Origin of the sequence: Geobacillus sp. LEMMY01 (genome assembly GCF_002042905.1) — a bacterium.
In the GTDB taxonomy this organism is placed as follows: Bacteria; Bacillota; Bacilli; order Bacillales; family Anoxybacillaceae; genus Geobacillus; species Geobacillus proteiniphilus.
Map to the genome: position 1 here is coordinate 38,873 of NZ_MVKA01000017.1, position 22,470 is coordinate 61,342.

The 22,470-nt window shown below is 56.3% G+C and carries 24 protein-coding genes; 23 read left to right on the plus strand and 1 reads right to left on the minus strand.

Going from position 1 to position 22,470, the window contains the following annotated elements; all coding sequences use genetic code 11:
- Nucleotides 1-119: 119 nt before the first annotated feature.
- Entirely contained in the window at nucleotides 120-1,598 is a 1,479-nt protein-coding gene (gene spoIVA, locus B1A75_RS09760) for a stage IV sporulation protein A (RefSeq protein WP_074043341.1), read from the plus strand.
- 516 nt (nucleotides 1,599-2,114) lie between these two features.
- Here spoIVA and B1A75_RS20270 read toward each other — a convergent pair.
- Nucleotides 2,115-2,324, minus strand: a complete 210-nt coding sequence (locus B1A75_RS20270) for a hypothetical protein (protein ID WP_239691211.1) — start codon at nucleotides 2,322-2,324, stop codon at nucleotides 2,115-2,117.
- 169 nt (nucleotides 2,325-2,493) lie between these two features.
- Between B1A75_RS20270 and B1A75_RS09770 the strand changes: the two genes are divergently transcribed.
- The 22 genes from B1A75_RS09770 (at nucleotide 2,494) to B1A75_RS09875 (ending at nucleotide 22,452) form a co-directional block, all read left to right on the plus strand.
- Nucleotides 2,494-2,766 (plus strand): HU family DNA-binding protein, encoded by a 273-nt coding sequence (locus tag B1A75_RS09770; protein WP_008879623.1) that lies wholly within the window; start codon nucleotides 2,494-2,496, stop codon nucleotides 2,764-2,766.
- A gap of 127 nt (nucleotides 2,767-2,893) precedes the next feature.
- Nucleotides 2,894-3,460, plus strand: a complete 567-nt coding sequence (gene folE, locus B1A75_RS09775; protein WP_074043340.1) for a GTP cyclohydrolase I FolE — start codon at nucleotides 2,894-2,896, stop codon at nucleotides 3,458-3,460.
- A gap of 12 nt (nucleotides 3,461-3,472) precedes the next feature.
- On the plus strand, nucleotides 3,473-3,697 hold the full coding sequence (mtrB, locus tag B1A75_RS09780; RefSeq protein ID WP_011231698.1) for a trp RNA-binding attenuation protein MtrB: 225 nt from the start codon (nucleotides 3,473-3,475) through the stop codon (nucleotides 3,695-3,697).
- A gap of 113 nt (nucleotides 3,698-3,810) precedes the next feature.
- Entirely contained in the window at nucleotides 3,811-4,590 is a 780-nt protein-coding gene (locus B1A75_RS09785; protein ID WP_074043369.1) for a heptaprenyl diphosphate synthase component 1, read from the plus strand.
- A gap of 4 nt (nucleotides 4,591-4,594) precedes the next feature.
- Entirely contained in the window at nucleotides 4,595-5,299 is a 705-nt protein-coding gene (menG, locus tag B1A75_RS09790) for a demethylmenaquinone methyltransferase (RefSeq protein WP_011231696.1), read from the plus strand.
- Between the two features lie 15 nt (nucleotides 5,300-5,314).
- Complete coding sequence (gene hepT, locus B1A75_RS09795; protein WP_074043339.1) at nucleotides 5,315-6,277, plus strand: heptaprenyl diphosphate synthase component II; 963 nt, start codon at nucleotides 5,315-5,317, stop codon at nucleotides 6,275-6,277.
- Nucleotides 6,278-6,375: 98 nt separating this feature from the next.
- Nucleotides 6,376-6,825, plus strand: coding sequence for a nucleoside-diphosphate kinase (gene ndk / locus B1A75_RS09800; RefSeq protein WP_013524132.1), 450 nt, complete (start codon nucleotides 6,376-6,378; stop codon nucleotides 6,823-6,825).
- Nucleotides 6,826-6,897: 72 nt separating this feature from the next.
- On the plus strand, nucleotides 6,898-7,668 hold the full coding sequence (locus B1A75_RS09805) for a CheR family methyltransferase (RefSeq protein WP_011231693.1): 771 nt from the start codon (nucleotides 6,898-6,900) through the stop codon (nucleotides 7,666-7,668).
- 99 nt (nucleotides 7,669-7,767) lie between these two features.
- Complete coding sequence (gene aroC / locus B1A75_RS09810) at nucleotides 7,768-8,934, plus strand: chorismate synthase (RefSeq protein ID WP_079936127.1); 1,167 nt, start codon at nucleotides 7,768-7,770, stop codon at nucleotides 8,932-8,934.
- Between the two features lie 2 nt (nucleotides 8,935-8,936).
- Nucleotides 8,937-10,037 (plus strand): 3-dehydroquinate synthase, encoded by a 1,101-nt coding sequence (aroB, locus tag B1A75_RS09815; protein WP_074043337.1) that lies wholly within the window; start codon nucleotides 8,937-8,939, stop codon nucleotides 10,035-10,037.
- Complete coding sequence (gene aroH, locus B1A75_RS09820) at nucleotides 10,034-10,414, plus strand: chorismate mutase (protein WP_015375269.1); 381 nt, start codon at nucleotides 10,034-10,036, stop codon at nucleotides 10,412-10,414. The genes aroB and aroH overlap by 4 nt, the downstream gene beginning before the upstream one ends.
- A 236-nt stretch (nucleotides 10,415-10,650) precedes the next feature.
- Nucleotides 10,651-12,177: an anthranilate synthase component I gene (gene trpE / locus B1A75_RS09825; protein ID WP_079936128.1), complete on the plus strand. Its 1,527-nt coding sequence runs from the start codon at nucleotides 10,651-10,653 to the stop codon at nucleotides 12,175-12,177.
- Nucleotides 12,171-13,190: an anthranilate phosphoribosyltransferase gene (trpD, locus tag B1A75_RS09830; RefSeq protein WP_074043335.1), complete on the plus strand. Its 1,020-nt coding sequence runs from the start codon at nucleotides 12,171-12,173 to the stop codon at nucleotides 13,188-13,190. The genes trpE and trpD overlap by 7 nt, the downstream gene beginning before the upstream one ends.
- Nucleotides 13,183-13,959, plus strand: a complete 777-nt coding sequence (trpC, locus tag B1A75_RS09835) for an indole-3-glycerol phosphate synthase TrpC (protein ID WP_074043368.1) — start codon at nucleotides 13,183-13,185, stop codon at nucleotides 13,957-13,959. The genes trpD and trpC overlap by 8 nt, the downstream gene beginning before the upstream one ends.
- Nucleotides 13,946-14,587, plus strand: a complete 642-nt coding sequence (locus B1A75_RS09840) for a phosphoribosylanthranilate isomerase (protein ID WP_074043334.1) — start codon at nucleotides 13,946-13,948, stop codon at nucleotides 14,585-14,587. The genes trpC and B1A75_RS09840 overlap by 14 nt, the downstream gene beginning before the upstream one ends.
- A gap of 117 nt (nucleotides 14,588-14,704) precedes the next feature.
- Nucleotides 14,705-15,919 (plus strand): tryptophan synthase subunit beta, encoded by a 1,215-nt coding sequence (gene trpB / locus B1A75_RS09845; RefSeq protein ID WP_074043367.1) that lies wholly within the window; start codon nucleotides 14,705-14,707, stop codon nucleotides 15,917-15,919.
- Entirely contained in the window at nucleotides 15,903-16,709 is an 807-nt protein-coding gene (gene trpA, locus B1A75_RS09850; RefSeq protein ID WP_074043333.1) for a tryptophan synthase subunit alpha, read from the plus strand. The genes trpB and trpA overlap by 17 nt, the downstream gene beginning before the upstream one ends.
- 31 nt (nucleotides 16,710-16,740) lie before the next feature.
- Nucleotides 16,741-17,838, plus strand: coding sequence for a histidinol-phosphate transaminase (gene hisC / locus B1A75_RS09855; RefSeq protein WP_074043332.1), 1,098 nt, complete (start codon nucleotides 16,741-16,743; stop codon nucleotides 17,836-17,838).
- Between the two features lie 87 nt (nucleotides 17,839-17,925).
- Complete coding sequence (locus B1A75_RS09860) at nucleotides 17,926-19,029, plus strand: prephenate dehydrogenase (RefSeq protein WP_074043331.1); 1,104 nt, start codon at nucleotides 17,926-17,928, stop codon at nucleotides 19,027-19,029.
- Nucleotides 19,030-19,056: 27 nt separating this feature from the next.
- The gene (aroA, locus tag B1A75_RS09865; protein ID WP_074043330.1) at nucleotides 19,057-20,340 is read left to right on the plus strand and encodes a 3-phosphoshikimate 1-carboxyvinyltransferase; all 1,284 of its coding nucleotides are present in this window, start codon (nucleotides 19,057-19,059) and stop codon (nucleotides 20,338-20,340) included.
- Between the two features lie 265 nt (nucleotides 20,341-20,605).
- Nucleotides 20,606-21,862 carry a tetratricopeptide repeat protein gene (locus B1A75_RS09870; RefSeq protein WP_074043329.1) on the plus strand — a complete coding sequence of 419 codons (1,257 nt, stop codon included), beginning with the start codon at nucleotides 20,606-20,608 and terminating at the stop codon, nucleotides 21,860-21,862.
- A 56-nt stretch (nucleotides 21,863-21,918) separates the two neighbouring features.
- Nucleotides 21,919-22,452, plus strand: coding sequence for a ReoY family proteolytic degradation factor (locus B1A75_RS09875; protein WP_013144907.1), 534 nt, complete (start codon nucleotides 21,919-21,921; stop codon nucleotides 22,450-22,452).
- Nucleotides 22,453-22,470: the final 18 nt, after the last annotated feature.

The following is a 22,470-nucleotide window of genomic DNA, read 5'->3' on the forward strand; positions in this document are numbered from 1 at the left end:
AGGGATTTTTTCTATTTTAGTCATAACCGAATCGGACAACATCATATGCATATAGTGTCCGACTATGCTAACTCATTCCACTGTTTCTTATAACGACCGAAGGACTGGAGGGGAGTCATTTGGAAAAGGTCGATATTTTTAAAGATATCGCCGAGCGGACCGGCGGCGACATTTATTTAGGGGTCGTCGGCGCCGTCCGCACCGGAAAATCGACGTTTATTAAACGGTTTATGGAGTTGGTCGTTATTCCGAACATTAAAAACGAAGCCGATAAAGCGCGCGCCCAAGATGAACTGCCGCAAAGCGCCGCCGGCAAGACGATCATGACGACAGAACCGAAGTTCGTGCCAAACCAGGCGGTGACGGTGAAAGTTGATGAGGGGCTTGAAGTCAACATCCGTCTTGTCGACTGCGTCGGCTACGCCGTGCCCGGCGCAAAAGGATATGAAGACGAAAACGGGCCGCGGATGATCCACACGCCTTGGTATGAAGAGCCGATCCCGTTCCAAGAGGCAGCGGAAATCGGGACAAGAAAAGTCATCCAAGAACATTCGACGATTGGAGTCGTCATTACGACGGACGGCACGATCGGGGAAATTCCGCGCCAAGACTATGTCGAAGCGGAAGAACGGGTCATTAGCGAGCTCAAAGAAGTCGGCAAGCCGTTCATTATGATCGTCAACACCGTTCGGCCGCACCATCCGGAAACCGAGGCGCTTCGCCGCGAGCTCGCCGAAAAGTACGACATTCCGGTGCTCGCCATGAGCGTGGAAAGCATGCGCGAAGCCGACGTGTATAACGTGCTTCGCGAAGCATTATATGAATTCCCGGTGCTTGAAGTGAACGTCAACTTGCCGAGCTGGGTGATGGTGCTTCGCGAAGATCATTGGCTGCGCGAAAGCTACCAAGAAGCGGTGCGCGACACAGTCAAAGACATCAAACGGCTGCGCGACGTCGACCGGGTTGTGCAGCAGTTTGCCGAGTACGATTTCATCGAAAAAGCGGCGCTTGCCGGCATCGAAATGGGGCAAGGGATCGCCGAAATTGACTTGTATGCACCGGATGAGCTGTACGATCAAATTTTAAAAGAAATCGTCGGCGTCGAGATTCGCGGCAAAGACCATCTGCTTCAGCTCATGCAAGACTTCGCCTATGCGAAAGCGGAATATGACCAAATCGCCGACGCCTTGAAAATGGTCAAACAAACCGGCTACGGAATCGCTGCGCCCGCTTTGTCCGACATGAGCCTTGACGAACCGGAAATCATCCGCCAAGGGTCGCGCTTTGGCGTCCGTTTGAAAGCCGTCGCGCCGTCGATTCATATGATCAAAGTCGACGTCGAATCGGAGTTTGCCCCGATCATCGGCACGGAAAAGCAAAGCGAAGAGCTCGTCCGCTATTTAATGCAAGACTTCGAAGACGATCCGCTGTCGATTTGGAACTCTGATATTTTCGGCCGCTCGCTCAGCTCGATCGTCCGTGAAGGCATCCAAGCGAAACTTGCGCTCATGCCGGAAAACGCCCGCTACAAGCTGAAAGAAACGCTTGAGCGCATCATCAACGAAGGTTCCGGCGGCCTTATCGCGATTATTTTATAGAAAAGCGGAGGCGAGCGGTTCGCCGCGACGGGCAAATGTTCTTCGCCTGGAGGGATTTACAATCCCGAAGGCGAAGGTTATTTGACCCCGAGCGGCGGCGAGCCGGAGCTAGACAATAAGAAAAGCGGAGGCCGCGTGCACAGCTCCCGAGGCAAAATGTTCTCCGACCGCAGAAGTGCTTGCACTTCGAGGGCGGAGGTTATTTTGCGGAAGGGAGCTAGCGGCCGCAGCTAGACAATAAGAAAAGCGGAGGCGCCGAGATTAGCTCTCGAAGCCAAATGTTCTTCACCCGCAGGGGGTGCTTGCACCCCGAGGGGGAAGGTTATTTGGCAGAAGAGAGCTAGGCGCCGCAGCTAGACAGAAAGAAAAGCGGAGGCCGCGTGCACAGCTCCCGACAAGGGGGCTTTTTTTGATGCCGTTCTTTTCAGTTGCTAAGTGGCAAAGGGAAAAAATCGCCAAAACCCTTGAGAAATCAGGATTGGCACTTGATTATGGGCATGGCGTTATGGTAATCTTTTATCTGAAATCGTTGTTTTGGTGAAATATGCCTAAAATTGGCCGTTTTTGCGAAAAAAGATGTTGAATTTCCGCGGTCAATTGGTTAAGATTAGGCATGTCACCGCCTGTTGGTGGGAAGAAGGCGGTTTCCTCGTCCTTTGCTTCGTTTGCGCCCGGCGAAAACAGGAGGAGCCCAAACCGTTGGGAAGGGGCTTCAGCCGGCGGCATAGGCGCATCTCCTGCGGGCTGTCGCGAGGCAAACATAGAATGATTGGCTGCGCCGGCGCGGCGCGCAGGCCTTCTTGCCGCTGGAATTGGATGTCTATGTATAGAAAAGCAGAAAAGTGTGCACAAATGGTAGTAAACAAGATCAGCCCTTTGGGAGGAGGTGAATGGCATGAACAAAACGGAATTGATCAACGCGGTCGCTGAAACAAGCGGTCTTTCCAAAAAAGATGCAACAAAAGCCGTTGATGCGGTGTTTGATTCGATTACAGAAGCGCTGCGAAAAGGCGATAAAGTGCAATTAATCGGTTTTGGGAACTTTGAAGTGCGCGAGCGCGCCGCCCGGAAAGGACGCAACCCGCAAACGGGCGAAGAAATGGAAATTCCGGCAAGCAAAGTTCCTGCATTCAAACCGGGCAAAGCGTTGAAAGATGCCGTCAAGTAAGCCTACATAGCAGGAGCGCAGGAGGGAAGGGCAGGTGATTCACCGCCCTTCTTTTTTGTTTTTTTTGGCTCCCTATGCTAGAATCGGATTACATGCAGCTTTTATGACGCAGGAGGATGTTGTTTGTATGCCAGAGATCAATTTTGCGCAAATTGAATATGCGGTCCGCCTCATTCTTGAGGCGATCGGGGAAGATCCAAACCGCGAAGGGCTCGTCGATACGCCGAAGAGGGTGGCGAAAATGTACGCCGAGGTGTTCGCTGGGTTGCAGGAAGACCCGAAGCAGCACTTTCAAACCGTATTCAGCGAGGAACATGAGGAGCTTGTGCTCGTCAAAGATATTCCGTTTTATTCGATGTGCGAACACCATTTAGTGCCGTTTTTCGGCGCTGCCCACGTCGCCTATATTCCGCGGGAAGGGAAAGTGACCGGGCTGAGTAAGCTCGCTCGAGCCGTTGAGGCGGTGGCGCGCCGCCCGCAGCTGCAAGAGCGCATCACGGCAACGATCGCTGATTCGATCGTCGAGGCGCTTGAGCCGCACGGGGTGATGGTCGTCGTTGAGGCGGAGCATATGTGCATGACGATGCGCGGGGTGAAAAAACCGGGAGCCAAAACAGTGACAATGGCGGTGCGCGGCGTGTTTGAAACAGATGCCAACGCCCGCGCTGAAGTGCTTTCGTTAATCAAAGCGTAAGGAGGGAAGAGGATGTACACAAACAGCGATTTTGTCGTCATTAAAGCGCTCGAAGACGGGGTGAACGTCATCGGGCTGACGCGCGGCGCGGACACAAGATTTCACCATTCGGAAAAGCTTGACAAAGGCGAAGTGTTGATCGCTCAGTTCACGGAACATACGTCGGCGATCAAAGTGAGAGGAAAAGCGTATATTCAAACGCGCCACGGTGTGGTTGAATCGGAAGGGAAAAAGTAAACCGGTAAATTTCTAGCAAACTAGAGCGTTTTCGACAAAATTATGTTATAATGAGTCCGTCATGGCGGTGCGGATATTTTTGGGGGACAAGGGTGAGAAGAGTGAATGACATCATGGTGAAATTGGCGTCATTGAAGGAACAAATCGAACGGCTGCTTGACCATCCATATTTGCGCGCGCATGTGCCGGCGCCGGCTGTTGATGAAGACCGGCTGCTGCTTTCGCTGTCGATGATGACTGACGCTCCGGCGGCGCCGAATGAGCCGGACCGGTGCATCATCGCCATGATGCTCATGCAAATCGCCCTTGACACCCATGATAAGGTGACAGACCGCGGCGGCGATTTGCGGACGCGGCAGCTTGTCGTTTTGGCCGGCGACTTGTACAGCGGGCTTTATTACGACTTGCTGGCGCGCTCGGGCGATGTCGCGCTCATCCGTTTGTTCGCCGAAGCGGTCCGCGAGATTAATGAGCAAAAAGTGCGGCTGTATGAAAAAAAGGTGGAGCGGATCGAGACGCTGTTCGCCGCGGTTGGCACGATCGAGTCGGCGTTGCTTGCGAAGCTTGCCGAGCGCATCGGGGCGCCGCAATGGGGGGGATTTGCCGGCCATTACTTGCTTTTGCGGCGCTTGCTGCTCGAGCAGGGAGCGTTCGTCCGCACCGGGTCATCGATGCTGTTTGAGCAAATGGCGCATATCGCCTTTCCGTGGGCCAAAGGGCTGACGAAAGAACAAAAGCGGCATTTGCTTCGCCTTTGCGAGCGTTATATCGACCATTGCAAGGAAGCGTTGCTGGCGGCGAATTTGCCGATGAATGACCTGCTGCGGTTTCGTATGGCGGAACTTGCCGGCGGATTTCAAGCCATCGTCAAAAAGTCGGTGGAAGAAGGGTAGAACGATGCATCAATCGAAAGAAGAGCGAGTCCATCGCGTATTTGAAAAAATTTCCGCGCATTATGACCGGATGAATTCTGTCATCAGCTTCCGCCGCCATTTGAAATGGCGCGAAGACGTCATGCGGAGGATGAATGTGCAAAAAGGGAAAAGGGCGCTCGATGTTTGTTGCGGAACGGCCGACTGGGCGATCGCGCTGGCTGAGGCGGTCGGGCCGGAGGGGGAAGTGTACGGCCTTGACTTCAGCGAAAACATGCTGAAAGTCGGCGAACAAAAGGTGAAGGCGCGCGGCCTCGGCAATGTCAAGCTCATTCACGGCAACGCCATGCAGCTGCCGTTTCCCGACAATTCGTTCGATTATGTGACGATCGGCTTCGGCTTGCGCAACGTTCCTGATTATATGACGGTGCTTAAGGAAATGCACCGCGTCACCAAGCCGGGCGGCATGACCGTCTGTCTGGAAACGTCGCAGCCGACGTTGTTTGGTTTCCGCCAGCTTTACTATTTTTATTTTCGGTTTATTATGCCGCTGTTTGGCAAGCTGTTGGCGAAAAGCTATGAGGAATACTCGTGGCTGCAGGAATCGGCGCGCGAATTTCCAGGGCGGGACGAGCTGGCCGAGATGTTCCGCGAAGCCGGTTTCGTCGATGTCGAGGTCAAACCGTACACGTTCGGCGTAGCGGCCATGCATTTAGGCTATAAACGATGAGTCAAGGTGAACACCATGAAGTTAAAGGCGATGTATTCGTTTTTAAGCGATGATTTGGCGGCGGTCGAAGAGGAGCTGGAACGGACGGTCCGATCCGAATACGGGCCGCTCGGGGAAGCGGCGCTCCATTTATTGCAAGCGGGCGGAAAGCGCATCCGTCCCGTTTTTGTCTTGCTGTCCGCCCGCTTTGGCCATTATGATTTCGAACGGATTAAACATGTAGCCGTAGCGCTCGAACTCATCCATATGGCATCGCTCGTTCACGACGATGTCATCGATGACGCCGACGTGCGGCGCGGCCGGCCGACGATCAAGGCGAGATGGAGCAACCGCTTTGCCATGTATACAGGCGATTATCTCTTCGCCCGTTCGCTTGAGCGGATGGCGGAGCTTGACAGTCCCCGCGCTCATCAAGTGTTGGCGAAAACGATCGTTGAAGTGTGCCGCGGGGAAATCGAGCAAATCAAGGATAAATATCGATTTGATCAGCCGCTTCGCACGTACTTGCGGCGCATCCGCCGAAAAACGGCGCTATTGATCGCCGCCAGCTGCCAGCTTGGCGCCCTTGCCGCCGGCGCGCCGGAGGCGGTGGCCAACCGGCTGTATTGGTTCGGCCATTACGTCGGCATGTCGTTTCAAATTACCGATGACATTCTCGATTTCACCGGCACGGAAGAGCAGCTCGGCAAGCCGGCCGGAAGCGACTTGCAGCAAGGAAACGTCACCCTCCCGGTGCTGTATGCCCTTTGTGATGAACAGGTGCGGGCAAAAATTACGGCCGTCAACGCGGACACGGATGTCGAGGAGATGGCGGCGGTGCTAGCGGCCATTAAACAGACGGACGCCATCGAACGATCGTATGCGCTAAGCGATCGCTATTTGGAAAAGGCGCTCCGCCTGCTCAACGAGCTGCCGGCCAACGAAGCGCGCACGCTGCTTCATGATCTCGCCCTCTACATTGGGAAAAGGGATTATTAGCGCTTTCAAGGACGCTGTTGCCAACGGCGGAAAACAATGATACTATGATGGGTGGGAATCCGTTTCCCAGTACATACGACAGTAGAGGTGGAGAGCGAATGGCAGAACGGACATTCATCATGGTAAAACCGGACGGGGTTCAGCGCAATTTGATCGGCGAGATTGTCGCCCGTTTTGAAAAAAAAGGCTTCCAGCTTGTCGGCGCGAAGCTGATGCAAGTGTCGCGCGAACTCGCCGAGCAACATTACGCTGAACATAAGGAGCGCCCGTTTTTCGGCGAGCTTGTCGACTTTATCACCTCGGGGCCAGTGTTTGCAATGGTGTGGGAGGGCGAGAACGTGATCGCCGCCGCCCGGCAAATGATGGGGAAAACGAATCCGCAGGAGGCTGCCCCTGGCACGATCCGCGGCGATTTCGGCTTGACGGTCGGCAAAAACGTCATCCACGGCTCCGACTCGCCGCAAAGCGCCGAACGCGAAATCAGCTTGTTCTTTAAAGAAGAAGAGCTCGTCAGCTATTCGAAACAGATCAATGCATGGCTGTACTGATGCGAAGACCGGCCGCCATTCGGCCGGTTTTTGCCGTTTTTGTACATTGACAGGGGAGAGGAAAAGGCGACGATGGACGATTATGCGCAGTTCATTGCCAAAGTGAAGCGAAAAACAGGCATTGACTTATCGCTATATAAGGAAGCCCAGATGAGGCGGCGTTTGGCGTCGTTGTACATGAAAAAAGGGCTAAAAAGCTTTGCCGAGCTGTTTGCAGCGATGGAGAAAGAGCCGGCGCTATGGCATGAATGCTTGGATCGGATGACGATCAACGTCTCGGAGTTTTACCGGAACGCCAAGCGTTGGGAGGTGCTTGAGCACACCATTTTACCGCGGCTATTGGCGGAAAACCCGCGCCCGAACGTGTGGAGCGCTGCCTGCTCAACCGGCGAGGAGCCGTATACGCTCGCGATGGTGCTCGCAAAACGATTGCCGCTTCACCGCGTGTCGGTGTTGGCGACCGACATTGACGATAATGCGCTCGCCCGCGCGCGCCTCGGTTTGTACAGCGAACGGTCGCTTGTAGAGCTGCCCGAGGAAATGAGAAAAAAGTTTTTTACGAAAGAAGGCGAGTATTATAAAATAGACGAAAAGATTAAACAAACGGTCAAGTTTCAAAAGCACAACTTGCTCGCGGATCCGTTTCCGCGCAACATGGATTTGATCGTTTGCCGCAACGTGCTCATTTATTTTACGGAAGAGGCGAAGCGGATGCTGTATCGCAAATTTCACGACGCGCTCCGGACGGGAGGCGTGCTGTTTGTCGGCAGCACCGAGCAGATTTTCAATCCCGGCCTGTACGGTTTTGAAGTCGAAGAGACGTTTTTTTACCGAAAAAAATAGCTCGCGCCGGCTTCTTTTTTTCCTGAAACTATTTTCATTTTTCGAATTTATGATATATTTTTACTTAAACGCGTTAAAGACCTGAAGGGAGAGACAAACATGCGGTATTTGACGGCAGGGGAATCGCATGGGCCGCAATTGACGGCCATTTTGGAAGGAGTGCCGGCCGGGCTCGCGCTATGCGCCGAGCACATCAATAAAGAGCTGGCGCGCCGGCAAAAAGGATACGGACGCGGCCGCCGCATGCAGATTGAAAAAGATGAAGTGAAAATCACAGGCGGCGTTCGGCACGGGAAAACGCTCGGCTCGCCGATTGCGCTCGTTGTCGAGAATCGCGATTTTAAACATTGGCAAACGATTATGGCGGTTGAGCCGATTGATGACGAAGCGGAAGTGAAGCGGAAAGTGACGCGTCCGCGCCCAGGGCATGCCGATTTAAACGGCGCCCTGAAATACGGACATCGCGATATGCGCAACGTGCTGGAGCGCTCGTCGGCGCGTGAAACGACGGTGCGCGTGGCGGCTGGAGCGGTGGCGAAACGCATTTTGGAGGAGGTCGGCATCCGCGTCGCCGGGCATGTCATCGAAATCGGCGGAGTGCGCGCAAAGAAGCTCGATTATCGTTCGCTTGAAGAATTGCAGGCAGTGACGGAAGAATCGCCGGTGCGCTGCTTTGACCCGGAGGCGGGGCAAAAAATGATGGAAGCGATCGATTGGGCGAAGAAAAACGGTGATTCGATCGGCGGCATCGTTGAAGTGATCGTTGAAGGCGTTCCGGCCGGAGTCGGCAGCTACGTCCATTACGACCGAAAGCTTGATGCGAAAATCGCGGCCGCGATCGTCAGCATCAACGCGTTTAAAGGCGTTGAATTCGGGATCGGCTTTGAGGCGGCGCGCCGCCCGGGAAGCGAAGTGCACGATGAAATCATTTGGAGCCCAGAACAAGGCTTTTCGCGCCGGACGAACCGGGCGGGCGGCTTTGAAGGCGGGGTGACGACCGGGATGCCGATCGTCGTGCGCGGAGTGATGAAGCCGATCCCGACGCTGTACAAGCCGCTTCAAAGCGTGGATATCGAGACGAAAGAGCCGTTTGCGGCAAGCATTGAGCGATCGGACAGCTGCGCCGTGCCGGCGGCGAGCGTCGTCGCTGAGGCCGTTGTCGCCTGGGAAGTGGCGGCGGCGATCGTTGAGCAGTTTGGGCAGGATCGGATGGACTTGATTAAGGAAAATGTGGAACGCGCCCGCCGCTATGCAAAGGAGTTTTGACGATGATCGAACGGACGATTGAAACGGCGACGAAGCGCTATCCGCTTCTTTTGGGCGATGGGGCGGCCCGCATGTTGCCAAGCTTGCTTCGGTCGCTCTCCTGTCCGCCAGGGACAAAACTTTTCATCGTTACCGACGATACTGTGGCGCCTCTTTATTTGGATGAGGTGCGGGCGTTGCTTGCCGCCGCTGAGTATGACGTGTACGCCTACGTCATTCCAAGCGGGGAGGCGGCCAAGTCATTTGATAATTATTACGCCTGCCAGACAGCGGCATTGCAGTGCGGCCTCGACCGCCGCTCGGTCATCATTGCGCTTGGCGGCGGCGTTGTCGGCGATTTGGCTGGGTTTGTCGCCGCCACCTATATGCGCGGCATCCGTTACATTCAAATGCCGACGACACTCTTGGCCCATGACAGCGCCGTCGGCGGCAAAGTCGCCATCAACCATCCGCTCGGCAAAAATATGATCGGCGCCTTCCACCAGCCGGAAGCAGTCGTGTATGACACCGCCTTTTTGCGCACGCTGCCCGAGCGCGAGCTTCGGTCCGGGTTTGCCGAGGTGATCAAACATGCGCTGATCCGCGATCGCCGCTTTTACGACTGGCTGCGCGCGGAAATCAAGACGCTCGCCGACTTGCGCGGCGAGAAACTCGCCTATTGCATTGAAAAGGGCATTGACATTAAGGCGTCCGTTGTGCGTGAGGATGAAAAAGAAACCGGGGTGCGCGCCCATTTGAATTTTGGCCATACGCTCGGTCATGCGCTGGAAAGCGAATTAGGCTACGGCGCGCTCACTCACGGGGAGGCGGTTGCGGTTGGCATGCTGTTTGCCGTCTTTGTCAGCGAACGGTTTTACGGCCGATCGTTCGCCGAGCATCGATTGGCCGACTGGTTCGCCGGATACGGCTTCCCGGTGTCGCTGCCGACAACGGTTCAGACGCGCCGCCTGCTTGAGAAGATGAAAGGCGACAAAAAAGCGTACGCCGGAACAGTGCGGATGGTGCTTCTCTGTGAGATCGGCGACGTGGAAGTGGTGGAACTCGAAGACGACAACCTGCTCGCGTGGCTGGACGAGTTTGCCAGACAGGGGGGAAAAGGATGATTCGCGGCATTCGCGGAGCGATTACGGTGGATCGAAATGACGCCGAGGAAATCGTGGCGGCAACTGAAACGTTGCTTCGTGAAATGATCCGCGCAAACGATGTCGCCGCCGCCGATGTGTCGTTTGTGCTCATTTCCGTCACCGACGACATCACCGCCGCGTTTCCGGCGCAGGCGCTGCGCCGTTTGGACGGCTGGACGTATGTGCCGGTCATGTGCACGAGGGAAATTCCGGTGCCCGGTTCATTGCCGCGCTGCATTCGCGTCATGATGACGGTGGCGACTGAGAAACAGCAAGAAGAGATCTGCCACGTGTATTTAAAAGGGGCGGTCGTGCTGCGCCCGGATTTGTCGTTGACAAAAAAAACAGAAATGTAATATAGTTAAAATAACTTCTTTGCCCCCCTGAGACAACGGGGGCGTTAGAAGCTGAGCGAGAGCAGAGAGCGAGTGTAGGGTAGATGAGAATGAGCGAGTTTAGCTGAGGTGAGCATTTTTTTCATTCGCCGGCATCTGCCCAAAGACGGTCGTCTTTGGGCGTTTTATTTCCCTCTTTTTATTTCGCCTCATAAACCCTCATTCTCCGCCCGTCGATCATGAAGGGAGGAGAAGTGATGTCTGCTGATGGGCTGGCCGCTTTTTTGGCGGAAGCGAACGAATTTCGCACCATCCCGATTGTGCGCAAATTTTTAGCCGATGTCATTGAGCCGCTCGGCGTGTTTGCCAATTTGCGCGAGGAAGCCGTGTTTTTGCTTGAAAGCAAGGATGACGAATCGCCGTGGGCGCGCTATTCGTTCATCGGTGTGGCGCCGTTTTTGACGCTGGAGAGCGAAACGGGCGAAACGTTTTCGGTGAAAGACGAAAACGGGAACGAACAAATCACCGCACCGACGCTGAAAGAAGCGTTTCAATGGGTCGAGCGGACGCTTGCCGTCAAGCCGCTCGCCGAGACGGTGCCGTTTACAGGCGGTGCAGTTGGGTTTTTAGGCTACGATTTCATTTCCGCCATCGAAAAAGTGCCGCGCCACAAAAACCGCGATGTGCCTATGAAGGCGGGCTATTTCGTGTTTTGTGAATCGCTGTTTGCTTTTGACCACCAAAAGCGTGAACTGCTCGTCATTCACTATATTCGGTTGAGCGGCAACGAAACGGAGGAAGAGAAAATCGAAGCGTACCGTGCGGCCGAACGGCGCATGGCCGATCTCGCGGCGAAAGCTGCCCGCCCTCAAGCCGAGCAGCCGCTCTTGCCGGCGGAAGGCGAATCGGGGCGGGCCGCCTCGTTTGCCAAAGCGGTGTCCAACTATGACAAAAAACAGTTTTTGCGCGATGTTGAGGCCGTGAAACGGTACATCGCGGCCGGCGATGTGTTTCAAGCCGTTCTGTCACAGCGCTTCTGCGTGCCGGTTCAAGCCGGAGGCTTTGCCATTTATCGGCTGCTCCGATACATCAACCCGTCGCCGTACATGTTTTATTTCCAGCTTGACGGTGTGGAAATTGTCGGCAGTTCGCCGGAAAAACTGATTCAAGTGCACCGTCGGCGCGTTGAAATCGATCCGATTGCCGGCACACGGCGGCGCGGCCGATCGCCGGAGGAAGACGAAAGGCTGGCTGATGAGCTGTACCACGACCCGAAAGAACGGGCTGAGCATTATATGCTTGTCGATTTGGCGCGCAACGACATCGGCCGGGTCGCCAAGTACGGAACGGTCGAGGTGCCGGTGTTGCTTCAGATCGGCAAGTTTTCACACGTGATGCACTTAATTTCCAAAGTCGTCGGTGAGCTGGACGACAACGTCCACCCGATCGATGCACTCCTTGCCGCCTTTCCGGCTGGAACGGTGAGCGGGGCGCCGAAAGTGCGGGCGATGCAAATTTTGCAGGAACTCGAGCCGACAGCGAGGGGGCTGTATGCCGGAGCGATTGCCTATATCGGGTTTGACGGCAACATCGATTCGTGCATCGCCATCCGGACAGCGGTCGTGAAAGACGGCTATGCCTATGTGCAAGCCGGCGCCGGCATTGTCGCCGACTCCGTTCCGGAACTGGAGTGGAAAGAGACGCGCAATAAGGCGAGCGCCTTGATGAATGCGATTGAACAAGCGGAACGACTATTTGCTAAAGGGGAGAGGGTCGTATGTTGAAGCAGCTGCTTTCGAAATGTGCGGAAGGGAAAGCGTTGACGGAAGACGAAGCGTATGCGGCGATGAATGTCATCATGTCCGGCGAGGCGACGGACAGTCAAATCGCAAGTCTGTTGTCCATGCTCCGCCTGCGCGGAGAGACGGTCGATGAGCTCGTCGGATTTGTGCGGGCGATGCGCGACCGGATGACCGCCATTGAGGCCAGTGATGATGTCATCGATACGTGCGGCACGGGCGGCGATGGGGCGGCGACATTCAACGTTTCCACCGCCGCGGCGATCGTCATTTCATCGCTCGGCGTCAAAGTCGCCAAGCACGGCAACCGCGCCGTTTCGTCAAAAAGCGGCAGCGCCGATGTGCTCGAGCGGCTCGGCATCGACATTCAAACGTCGCCGTCGGCCGCCAAACAGGCGTTGGAAACGAAAGGGCTGGCGTTTTTGTTCGCCCCGCTCTATCACGCGGCGATGAAACACGCCGCCGGGCCGCGGAAGGAAATCGGTTTCCGCACCGTTTTCAACTTGATCGGCCCGCTCGCCAATCCGGCGCGCTGCAAGCGGCAAGTCGTCGGTGTCTATTCGACCCGCTACGCTGAGAAATTGGCGGAGGCGATGCGCCGCCTCGGTTCGGAACATGTGTTGTTTGTCACCGGGCGCGACGGACTTGATGAATGCAGCATCGCTGCAGAAACGGATATCGTGGAGTTGAAAGACGGCGCGATCCGCCGCTTTGTCATCGCTCCAGAAGACGCCGGCTTGCCGCGCGGCGAGCTTGCCGATGTGCAAGTGCGCGATCCGGAAGAGAGCGCCGCGCTTCTTGAGGCGGTGATGGCGGGAACAGCGCCGGAGAGCGCCATCAATATCGTTGCGCTGAACGCCGGCGCCGCCCTGTATGCCGCCGGCAAAGCCGAAACGATTGCCGCAGGAGTGGCGATGGCGAAAGAGGCCATTTTGTCCAAAACCGCATACGAACAACTGCAACGCCTGCGGACGAAGGAAGTGGTTCATGATGCTTGAGCAAATTTTAGCGGCCAAACGGGAAGAAGTGGAAACGTTGATGCTGCCGGAGCCATTGCCAGAGCGAAAGCGCCGTCCATTTGCGGCGGCGCTCCGCCGGCCGCGGCGGATGCTTGGCTTGATCGCTGAGGTGAAAAAAGCGTCGCCGTCAAAAGGCATCATTCGCCCGGATTTTGACCCAGTGGCCATCTCTAAAGCGTATGAACGCGCCGGCGCCGACGCGATCAGCGTGCTGACGGATGAACGGTATTTCCAAGGGCATCGCCGCTATTTGCGAGCGATAAAAGAAGCGGTTAACGTTCCCGTGCTGCGCAAAGATTTCATCATCGATCGGCGGCAAGTCGAGGAAAGCGTCCGACTCGGGGCGGATGCGATTTTATTGATCGGCGAGGCGCTCCCGCCGGAAACGCTCGAGGAGCTCTATCATGAAGCGTACAGCTTGGGGCTCGAATGTCTGGTCGAGGTGCACGCGAAAGAGACGCTCGAGCGGATTTTAGATCGGTTTACGCCGGAGATCGTCGGCATCAACAACCGCGACTTGCATACCTTTGTGACAACGCTTGAGGCGACCAAAACGCTCGCTCCGCTCATCCCGCCATCGTGCGTCATCGTCAGCGAAAGCGGGATCGGTTCCTACAATGATGTGAAGACGGTCGAATCGTACGGAGCGCAGGCAATGCTCGTCGGCGAGTCGCTCATGCGCCAAGACGATGTGGAGCGGGCAGTCTACCGGCTGTTTGGGGAGGAAGATGGGGATGATTCGGCTTAAATATTGCGGCAACCGTTCGGCTGAAGACGTGCAGGCCGCTATCGCGAGCGGGGCTGACTACCTCGGCTTTATTTTCGCCGAAAGCAAGCGGAACGTCTCACCGAGTGAAGTGCAGCAATGGCTCGCGCCCCATGAGCTTGGCGCAAAACAGCTTGTCGGCGTCTTTGTCAACGCCCCCGTTAGGCGGATCGCCGCTGTCGCCGCCGAGCTGCCGCTTCATGTCATCCAATGCCACGGCCGTGAAACGCCGGCGGAGCTGGCGGCGGTGAAAGAGGCGGTGCCGCTTTCCGTCTGGAAGGCGATCCACCATGGCGACGGGGCGCTTGCGGCGATGAGGCAGTACGCTGGCATCGCTGATGGCTACGTCGTTGACAGCCGCGTCGCCGGCGCTTGGGGCGGGACGGGCGTCGCCTTTGATTGGGAGGCGGTGCCGCGTTATTTGGAAGAGGCGGCCCGCCAAGGCGTGCCGTGCTTCATCGCCGGCGGCATCACTCCGGACAATATCGAGCGGCTGCTTGTCTACCGCCCGGATGGCATCGATATCAGCAGCGGCATTGAAACGGACGGACGCAAAGATCCAACGAAGATGAAGCAAATCGAAGAAAAAATGAAACATTATTCTAAATAACAAAGCGAAGGGCCAAAAGACGGCGCTGACGCTCGGACGGTTAACAAACGCAGGCGCTTTGAAGAAATGCGGCTCTTCGTCTTTCAACTTTTATGAAGGAGAAGGTGGGGTTAGATGATGGAACGCGTTCCGAATGAATACGGCCGGTTTGGCGATTTCGGCGGCAAGTTTGTCCCTGAGACGCTCATGCTTCCGCTTGAGGAAATTGAAGCGGAGCTTGACAAAGCGCTTGCCGATGAATCGTTCAAACAAGAATACATCCGCATTTTGCAGCATTACTCCGGTCGCCCGACCCCGCTCACGTTCGCGCCGAATTTGACACAACGGCTTGGCGGCGCGAAAATTTATTTAAAGCGCGAAGATTTAAACCATACGGGCGCCCATAAAATTAACAACGCGATCGGCCAGGCGCTTTTGGCGAAACGGATGGGCAAGAAAAAGCTGATCGCTGAAACCGGCGCCGGCCAGCACGGCGTCGCCGCGGCGACGGTGGCCGCCCATTTCGGCATGGATTGCATCGTCTTTATGGGCGAAGAAGACATTAAGCGGCAGGAGCTGAACGTGTTTCGCATGAAGCTGTTGGGCGCCGAAGTCGTGCCGGTGTCAAGCGGCAACCGAACGTTGAAGGATGCGACGAACGAAGCGATTCGCTATTGGGTCGCCCACTGCGACGACCATTTTTACATGATTGGCTCGGTCGTCGGTCCGCATCCGTACCCGAAAATGGTGCGTGAGTTTCAGCGCGTGATTGGCGATGAAGCGAAAGAACAGTTTCTCGCCCGTGAAGGGAAGCTGCCGGATGTCATCGTCGCCTGCGTCGGCGGCGGCAGCAACGCCATCGGCATGTTTTACCCGTTTTTGCAAGATGACGTCCGCCTCGTCGGCGTCGAGGCGGCCGGCAAAGGGATCGACACTCCACACCATGCGGCGACAATCACAAAAGGGACGAAAGGGGTCATCCACGGGGCGATGACCTACCTGTTGCAAGACGAGTACGGACAAATTCTCGAACCGTATTCGATCTCAGCCGGCCTTGATTACCCCGGCGTCGGCCCGGAACATGCGTATTTGGCGAGCATTGGCCGCGTCTGCTATGAAAGCGCGACCGATGACGAGGCCGTCGCTGCGTTTCAATTGTTGGCGCAAACGGAAGGCATCATTCCGGCCATCGAGTCGGCCCATGCGGTGGCGAAAGCCGTCGAGCTCGCCCGCGAGATGCCGCCGGATGAAACGGTGCTCATTTGCCTGTCCGGCCGCGGAGATAAAGATGTGCAAACGATGATGCGCCATCTTGGCGCGAGGGAAGGTGAAGACATTGCCACTGTCCGTTAATCCGCCGCTATTTATCCCGTTTATCGTTGCCGGTGATCCGGATCCCGATGTGACGATCGATCTCGCCTTGGCGCTTGAGGAGGCCGGCGCTGACATATTGGAGCTTGGCGTGCCGTACTCCGACCCGCTCGCTGACGGACCGACGATTCAACGCGCCGCCGCAAGGGCGCTTGACGGGGGCATGACGCTTCCGAAAGCCATTCAGCTTATTGGCGAGATGCGAAAAAAAGGGGTAAACATTCCGATTATTCTCTTTACGTATTACAATCCTGTGTTACAATTAGGAGAAGAATCCTTTTTTGCTTTAGCGCAGGAAAATGGCGCCGACGGCGTGCTCATTCCCGATTTGCCGTTTGAGGAAAGCGGTTCGCTCCGCGAACTTGGCGAACGGTTTGGTCTCCCGCTCATTTCGCTTGTTGCGCCGACGTCGAAGCAGCGGATCGAGCGGATCGCTTCGGCGGCGCAAGGGTTTTTGTATTGCGTCTCCTCGCTTGGCGTTACAGGTGTGCGCGAGACGCTGCCGGAGACGCTCGGCGATTTCCTCCGTGAAGTGAAGCGGCATAGCCGCGTCCCGGTCGCCGTCGGCTTCGGCATTTCGGCGCCGGAGCAAGTCGCGATGTTAAAAGAGGTGTGCGACGGCGTTGTCGTCGGCAGCGCGCTCGTGCAAAAAGTCGAGCAGCTGGCTCCGAGGTTGCAGGCGCCGGACGAAAGGGAAGCGGCCGTCGCCGAGTTTGCTGCCTACGCCCGTTCGCTTGCCGCGCCGCTTCGGGAGCCGTGTTCTTCGCGCTAAAAGTTCCGAATCGAAGGAGTTGGCGACAATCATGCAAGTAAAGGAATCGCTCCGGGGACTTTCTCCGTACCAGCCGGGAAAATCGATCGAAGAAGTCAAGCGGGAATACGGCTTGTCTGAGATTATCAAACTTGCTTCTAACGAGAATCCGTACGGTTCGTCTCCAGCGGCAAAAGCGGCCATCGCCGCTGAGCTTGACCGCCTCGCCGTCTATCCGGACGGCTACGCCCGCACGTTGCGCGAAAAGGTGGCGAAGCATCTTGGCGTCAAGGAAACACAGCTTTTGTTTGGCAACGGTTCGGATGAGGTGGTGCAAATTCTTTGCCGCGCCTTTTTAGAGCCGGGCGTGAATACGGTGATGGCGGCGCCGACGTTCCCGCAATACCGCCATAACGCCATCATCGAGCAGGCCGAGGTGCGCGAAGTGCCGCTTGTTGATGGGCGGCATGATTTGGAGGCGATGCTTGCGGCCATCGATGAAAACACGCGCATCGTCTGGGTTTGCAACCCGAACAACCCGACGGGCACGTATGTGAATGACACTGAGCTGCGCGCCTTTTTGGACCGCGTGCCGCCGCACGTGCTCGTCGTCGTGGACGAAGCGTACTACGAATATGCGACGGCGCCTGACTACCCGCAAACGGTGCCGCTTTTAAACGAGTATGAGCGGCTTGTCGTCATGCGCACGTTCTCGAAAGCATACGGGCTCGCCGCGCTCCGCGTCGGCTACGGCGTGGCGAGTGAGGCGCTCATCCGCGCCGTCGAGCCGGCGCGCGAGCCGTTTAACACGTCGACCATCGCCCAAGCGGCCGCGGCGGCCGCGCTTGACGATCAAGCGTTCATCCGCGCCTGCGTCGAACGAAATCGCGCCGAGCTTGAGCGGTATTATCGCTTTTGCGAGGAGAACGGCCTGAAGTATTACCCGTCGCAAACGAACTTTTTGTTCATTGATTTCGGGATGGATGGCGACGAAGTGTTCCGCTATTTGCTGGAGCGAGGCGTCATTGTCCGCTCGGGCAAAGCGCTTGGGCTGCCGACCGGCGTGCGCGTGACTGTTGGCACGAAAGAGCAAAACGACCGGGTGTTGGAACTCGTTTCGCAGCTGCTTCGGGAAAAACAGCTCGCCTGACCGTTCGGCGGCAGGATGGATAGAAAAGACCGGCCCGTTGCTTTTCGAAAGCAGCGGGCGCACGTTTACATAAAGTAGGTGGGACGATTGGAAGGAAAGGTGTTCATTGTCGGCCTCGGCTTGATCGGCGGATCGATTGCATTGGCGATTAAAAAAGCACATCCGGAGGCGGTGATCATCGGCTACGACGTCAATGAGCGGCAGCTCGGCTTGGCGCGCTCGCTCAAGGTGATCGACGCAGCAGCCCGTTCGCCCGAAGACGGATACGGGCAGGCGGATTTGATCGTTCTGGCCGTTCCGGTCATGCAGACGGAGGCGCTGCTTTTGTCGATGCCGCTCGAGCGGCTGAAGCGCGGCGTCATCGTCACCGATGTCGGCAGCACGAAGCAGCGCATCGTCCAAGGCGCCCGCCGCCTGTTGGATCGTGGCGTAGCGTTCATCGGCGGCCATCCGATGGCCGGGTCGCATAAAAGCGGTGTGGCGGCGGCAAGGGCTCATCTGTTTGAAAATGCTTTTTACATTTTGACGCCGACGGACGATGTGCCGCCGCAGCAAGTCGAGGCGTTGAAACAGTGGCTTGTGGGAACGAAAGCGCAGTTTGTCATCTTAACGCCGGAAGAGCATGACCGCATCACTGGCGTAATCAGCCATTTTCCGCATTTGATTGCGGCGAGCCTCGTCCATCAGGCGCGCGAATATGAGTGCGAAAACGCCCTCGTCAGCCGGCTGGCGGCCGGCGGCTTCCGCGACATCACCCGCATCGCGTCGAGCAATCCGGAAATGTGGCGCGATATTTTTATCCATAACAAGCATGAACTGCTTGCGCTCTTTGACCGCTGGATCGCCGAAATGGAGCGGCTGCGCTCGTTTGTCGAAGAAGAAAACAGCATCGCCATTTACCATTACTTTTTGGAGGCGAAACAGTTCCGCGACGGGCTGCCGTCGAGGACGAAAGGAGCGATTCCGTCGTTTTACGATTTGTATGTCGACGTGCCGGATTATCCGGGCGTCATCTCCGAAGTGACCGGCTATTTGGCCGAGGAAAACATCAGCATCACGAACATCCGCATCATTGAGACGCGCGAAGAAATTTACGGCGTGCTCCGCCTCAGCTTCCAAAGCGAAGACGATCGGGCGCGGGCGAAAGCGTGCCTCGCCAAACATACGAACTATGCCACCTATGAAGGGTAGCAATGAAAAACAGTGGAGGGATTTTGCATGCAGCTGCCAACCAACGTGTCATCGCTCCGAGGAATGATCGAAGTCCCCGGCGACAAATCGATTTCCCATCGCGCCGTCATGCTCGGGGCGCTTGCTTCTGGACGGACGGTGATTGACCATTTTTTGCCTGGGGCGGACTGTTTAAGCACGATCGACTGTTTCCGGAAACTCGGTGTCGACATTCGCCAGGACGGGACGACAGTCGTTGTCGAAGGAGCCGGCCCCGGCGGGCTGCGCGAGCCGGCCGCGGTGCTTGATGTCGGCAACTCGGGAACGACGGCGCGCCTGTTGCTCGGCATTTTGGCCGGCCAGCCGTTTCACGCCTGCCTTGTCGGCGATGAATCGATCGCCAAGCGGCCGATGGGGCGGGTGACGAAGCCGCTTCGCGAAATGGGGGCGCGTATTGACGGGCGTGACAGCGGCAATTATACGCCGCTTTCCATCCGCGGCGGCGCGCTTCGCCCGCTTCGCTACACTTCGCCGGTGGCGAGCGCGCAAGTGAAATCAGCCGTTTTGCTTGCGGGCTTGTTCACCGACGGCGTAACGTCGGTCACCGAGCCGCACCGCTCGCGCGACCATACCGAGCGGATGGTTCGGTTGTTTGGTGGTGAAGTGAATGTGGATGGCTTGACCGTCTCGGTGGCCGGTCCGCAACGCTTGCGTGGGACGCACATTTACGTTCCCGGCGATATTTCGTCAGCCGCCTTTTTCCTTGTCGCCGGCGCCATTGTGCCAAACAGCGAAATTACGCTGAAAAACGTCGGCTTAAATCCAACGCGGACCGGTATCGTCGATGTGCTCAACGAAATGGGGGCAGACGTCGTGATTGACAACGTCCGCAATGAGGAAACCGAGCCAGTCGGCGACATTACGGTCCGCACGTCGACGCTTCGGGCGGTCGAAATCGGCGGGGATCTGATTCCAAGATTGATCGACGAAATTCCGATCATTGCCTTGCTCGCGACGCAGGCGGAAGGAACGACCGTCATCAAAGACGCGAGCGAACTGAAGGTGAAAGAGACGAATCGGATCCATACGGTCGTCACCGAGTTGAAAAAATTCGGCGCTGACATCGAAGCAACCGACGACGGCATGATCATCCGCGGCAAAACACCGCTTTATGCCGACGGGATTGTTGTCGACAGCCATGGCGACCACCGCATCGGCATGATGCTCGCCGTTGCCGCCTGCATCGCCAAAGGGACGGCCCGCCTCGAGCGCTCGGAAGCGGTCGCCGTTTCCTATCCGGCGTTTTTTGCCGATCTCCGTTCGCTTCTGTAAGGCCTCCCGCCCCAAGCGGGCGGGCGGTCATATTTTGCTTTGTTCGTTCATATGTTGTCAGTGAGAGGAATGGCTCCGCATTTTTGAAAGCGGATACATTCCCGGTTTCCGGCCGAAAAACGGCGCACCTTCCAGACAGAGAGCGGTTTGGTTGCGGAAACGGCCATGATCGATTATCATCATTCATGTTCCCGTTGTAACGGTACATAACGATTTGAATGGCAAAGGCGGATGGCCGCCTGCCGCAAGAGAGGGCTGACGAACCATGACACGCGTCGAACAAATCATTCGCTTAGTGGAAAACGGAAACGTCGACCAAGCGTTGGCGCTCGTGCCGAAAGTGAAAAAATATGGAAATGATGAAGAAAAATATGTACTCGCCGACTGCTTGTACGGATGGGGAATGCCGGAAGAGGCGAAGGAGCTGCTTGAGGAGCTGGCTGCCCGCTATCCGGATGACGGCGACATTCGCTTGTTTTTGGCGGAAGTGTATACGGAGCTTGAAGCCGAAGAGGAAGCGCTCGCCATTTTGTCGGAGATCGGAGAAGATGATCCGCAGTTTGTCCGCGCGTGCCTTCTTGCCGCCGATTTGTACGAAATGCAAGGGTTGGCGGAAGTGAGCGAGCGGAAGCTGCGTCAAGCGTACGAGAAAGCTCCAGATGAGCCGATCGTGCAGTTTGCGTTGGCTGAGCTGTATTTTTCGCACGGCGAATACACAAAAAGCGTGCCGCTTTATGAACAGGTGCGGAAGACGAATAAGGAGATGGCCGGCGTCCTCATCGCCGAGCGGATCGCTGAGGCGCTCAGCCGTTCCGGGGAATTCGAGGCGGCGCTTCCGTATTATGAGGAGGCGCTCAATGAAAAAATGGACAGCCGGACGCTGTTCGCCTACGGATTCACCGCGTTGCAGGCCGGCTATACACAAACGGCCATCGATAAGCTCAGCGCTTTAAAAGAGCTCGATCCGGACTACACTCCGCTTTACCTTTATTTGGCGAAAGCGTATGAACAAGAAGGACGGCTCGTGCAAAGCTATGAGACGGCGCTTGAGGGAATCGGCGTCGACGAATGGAACAAAGAGCTCCGCCTTTACGCCGGCAAGCTGGCGCTCAAGCTGAACAAGCCGGTGGAAGCAGAAGAGCACTTGAAAAAGGCGCTTGAGATCGATGGCGGGTACATCGAGGCGCTCACGGTTTTATCGGCGCTTTGGCTAAACGAACAGCGCTATGAGGATGTCGTAGCGCTTCTTGAGCAGGCGATGGCCGATGGCGAGTACGATCCGCAGTTTGAATGGGACCTTGGGCGCGCCAAACATCGGCTTGAAATGTACGACGATGCATTAAACCATTACGGCGAGGCATATAATTTCTTTAAGCACAATGTCGAGTTCCTCGAAGAGTACGGATATTTTCTCATCGAGGAAGGAAATCGGGCGGCGGCGAAAGAAATATTTCAACAGATCGTCCGTCTCGACCCAACCCATACGGAGGCGGCGGAGATGCTGCTTGAGCTCGAAGAGTAGGGGAGAAGCGGTGGCCCAACCTCTTTCTTGGAAACCGATCGAGGGGGAAGCGCAGAATGACGCACGTATCCGTCAATGAGAAAAAAGAGTTTATCCGTTGGTTTTTAAGCCACTATCAGTTGAAGCGGCGCGAGTGTGTCTGGATTTTAAACTATTTGATGAGCCATGACCAGCTCATGCAAAAGGTGCATTTTGTCGAGAATGCCCAATATTGCCCGCGCGGCATCATTATGTCGACCCATTGCGTCGACGATGTGCCGTTCCGCTTTTACAAAGGCAATGTGATGACGACCGATGCAGAGAAATCGTTCCACGACATCCGTTTAAACCGCGACGAAGATATTTACATTCAACTGAATTTCCGCGCTTCTTTTCACTCGCCGCAATATGTCGCCGTGCTTGAGGAAAACCCGTATGCGCCGAAGCAGGCGCAAGTGAGCGAAAACGACCAGCGCCTTGCCGAGCAGTTTTTGGAACGCTCCATTTATGAATTCCGGCGCGGGCGGCTCATGAAGCTGATCGATGAGGCGCTTGACCGCCATGATGAAGAGGCGTTCCGCCGCCTGACCGATGAATTAAACAAATTGTAAAAACCTTGCCGCCGGCAA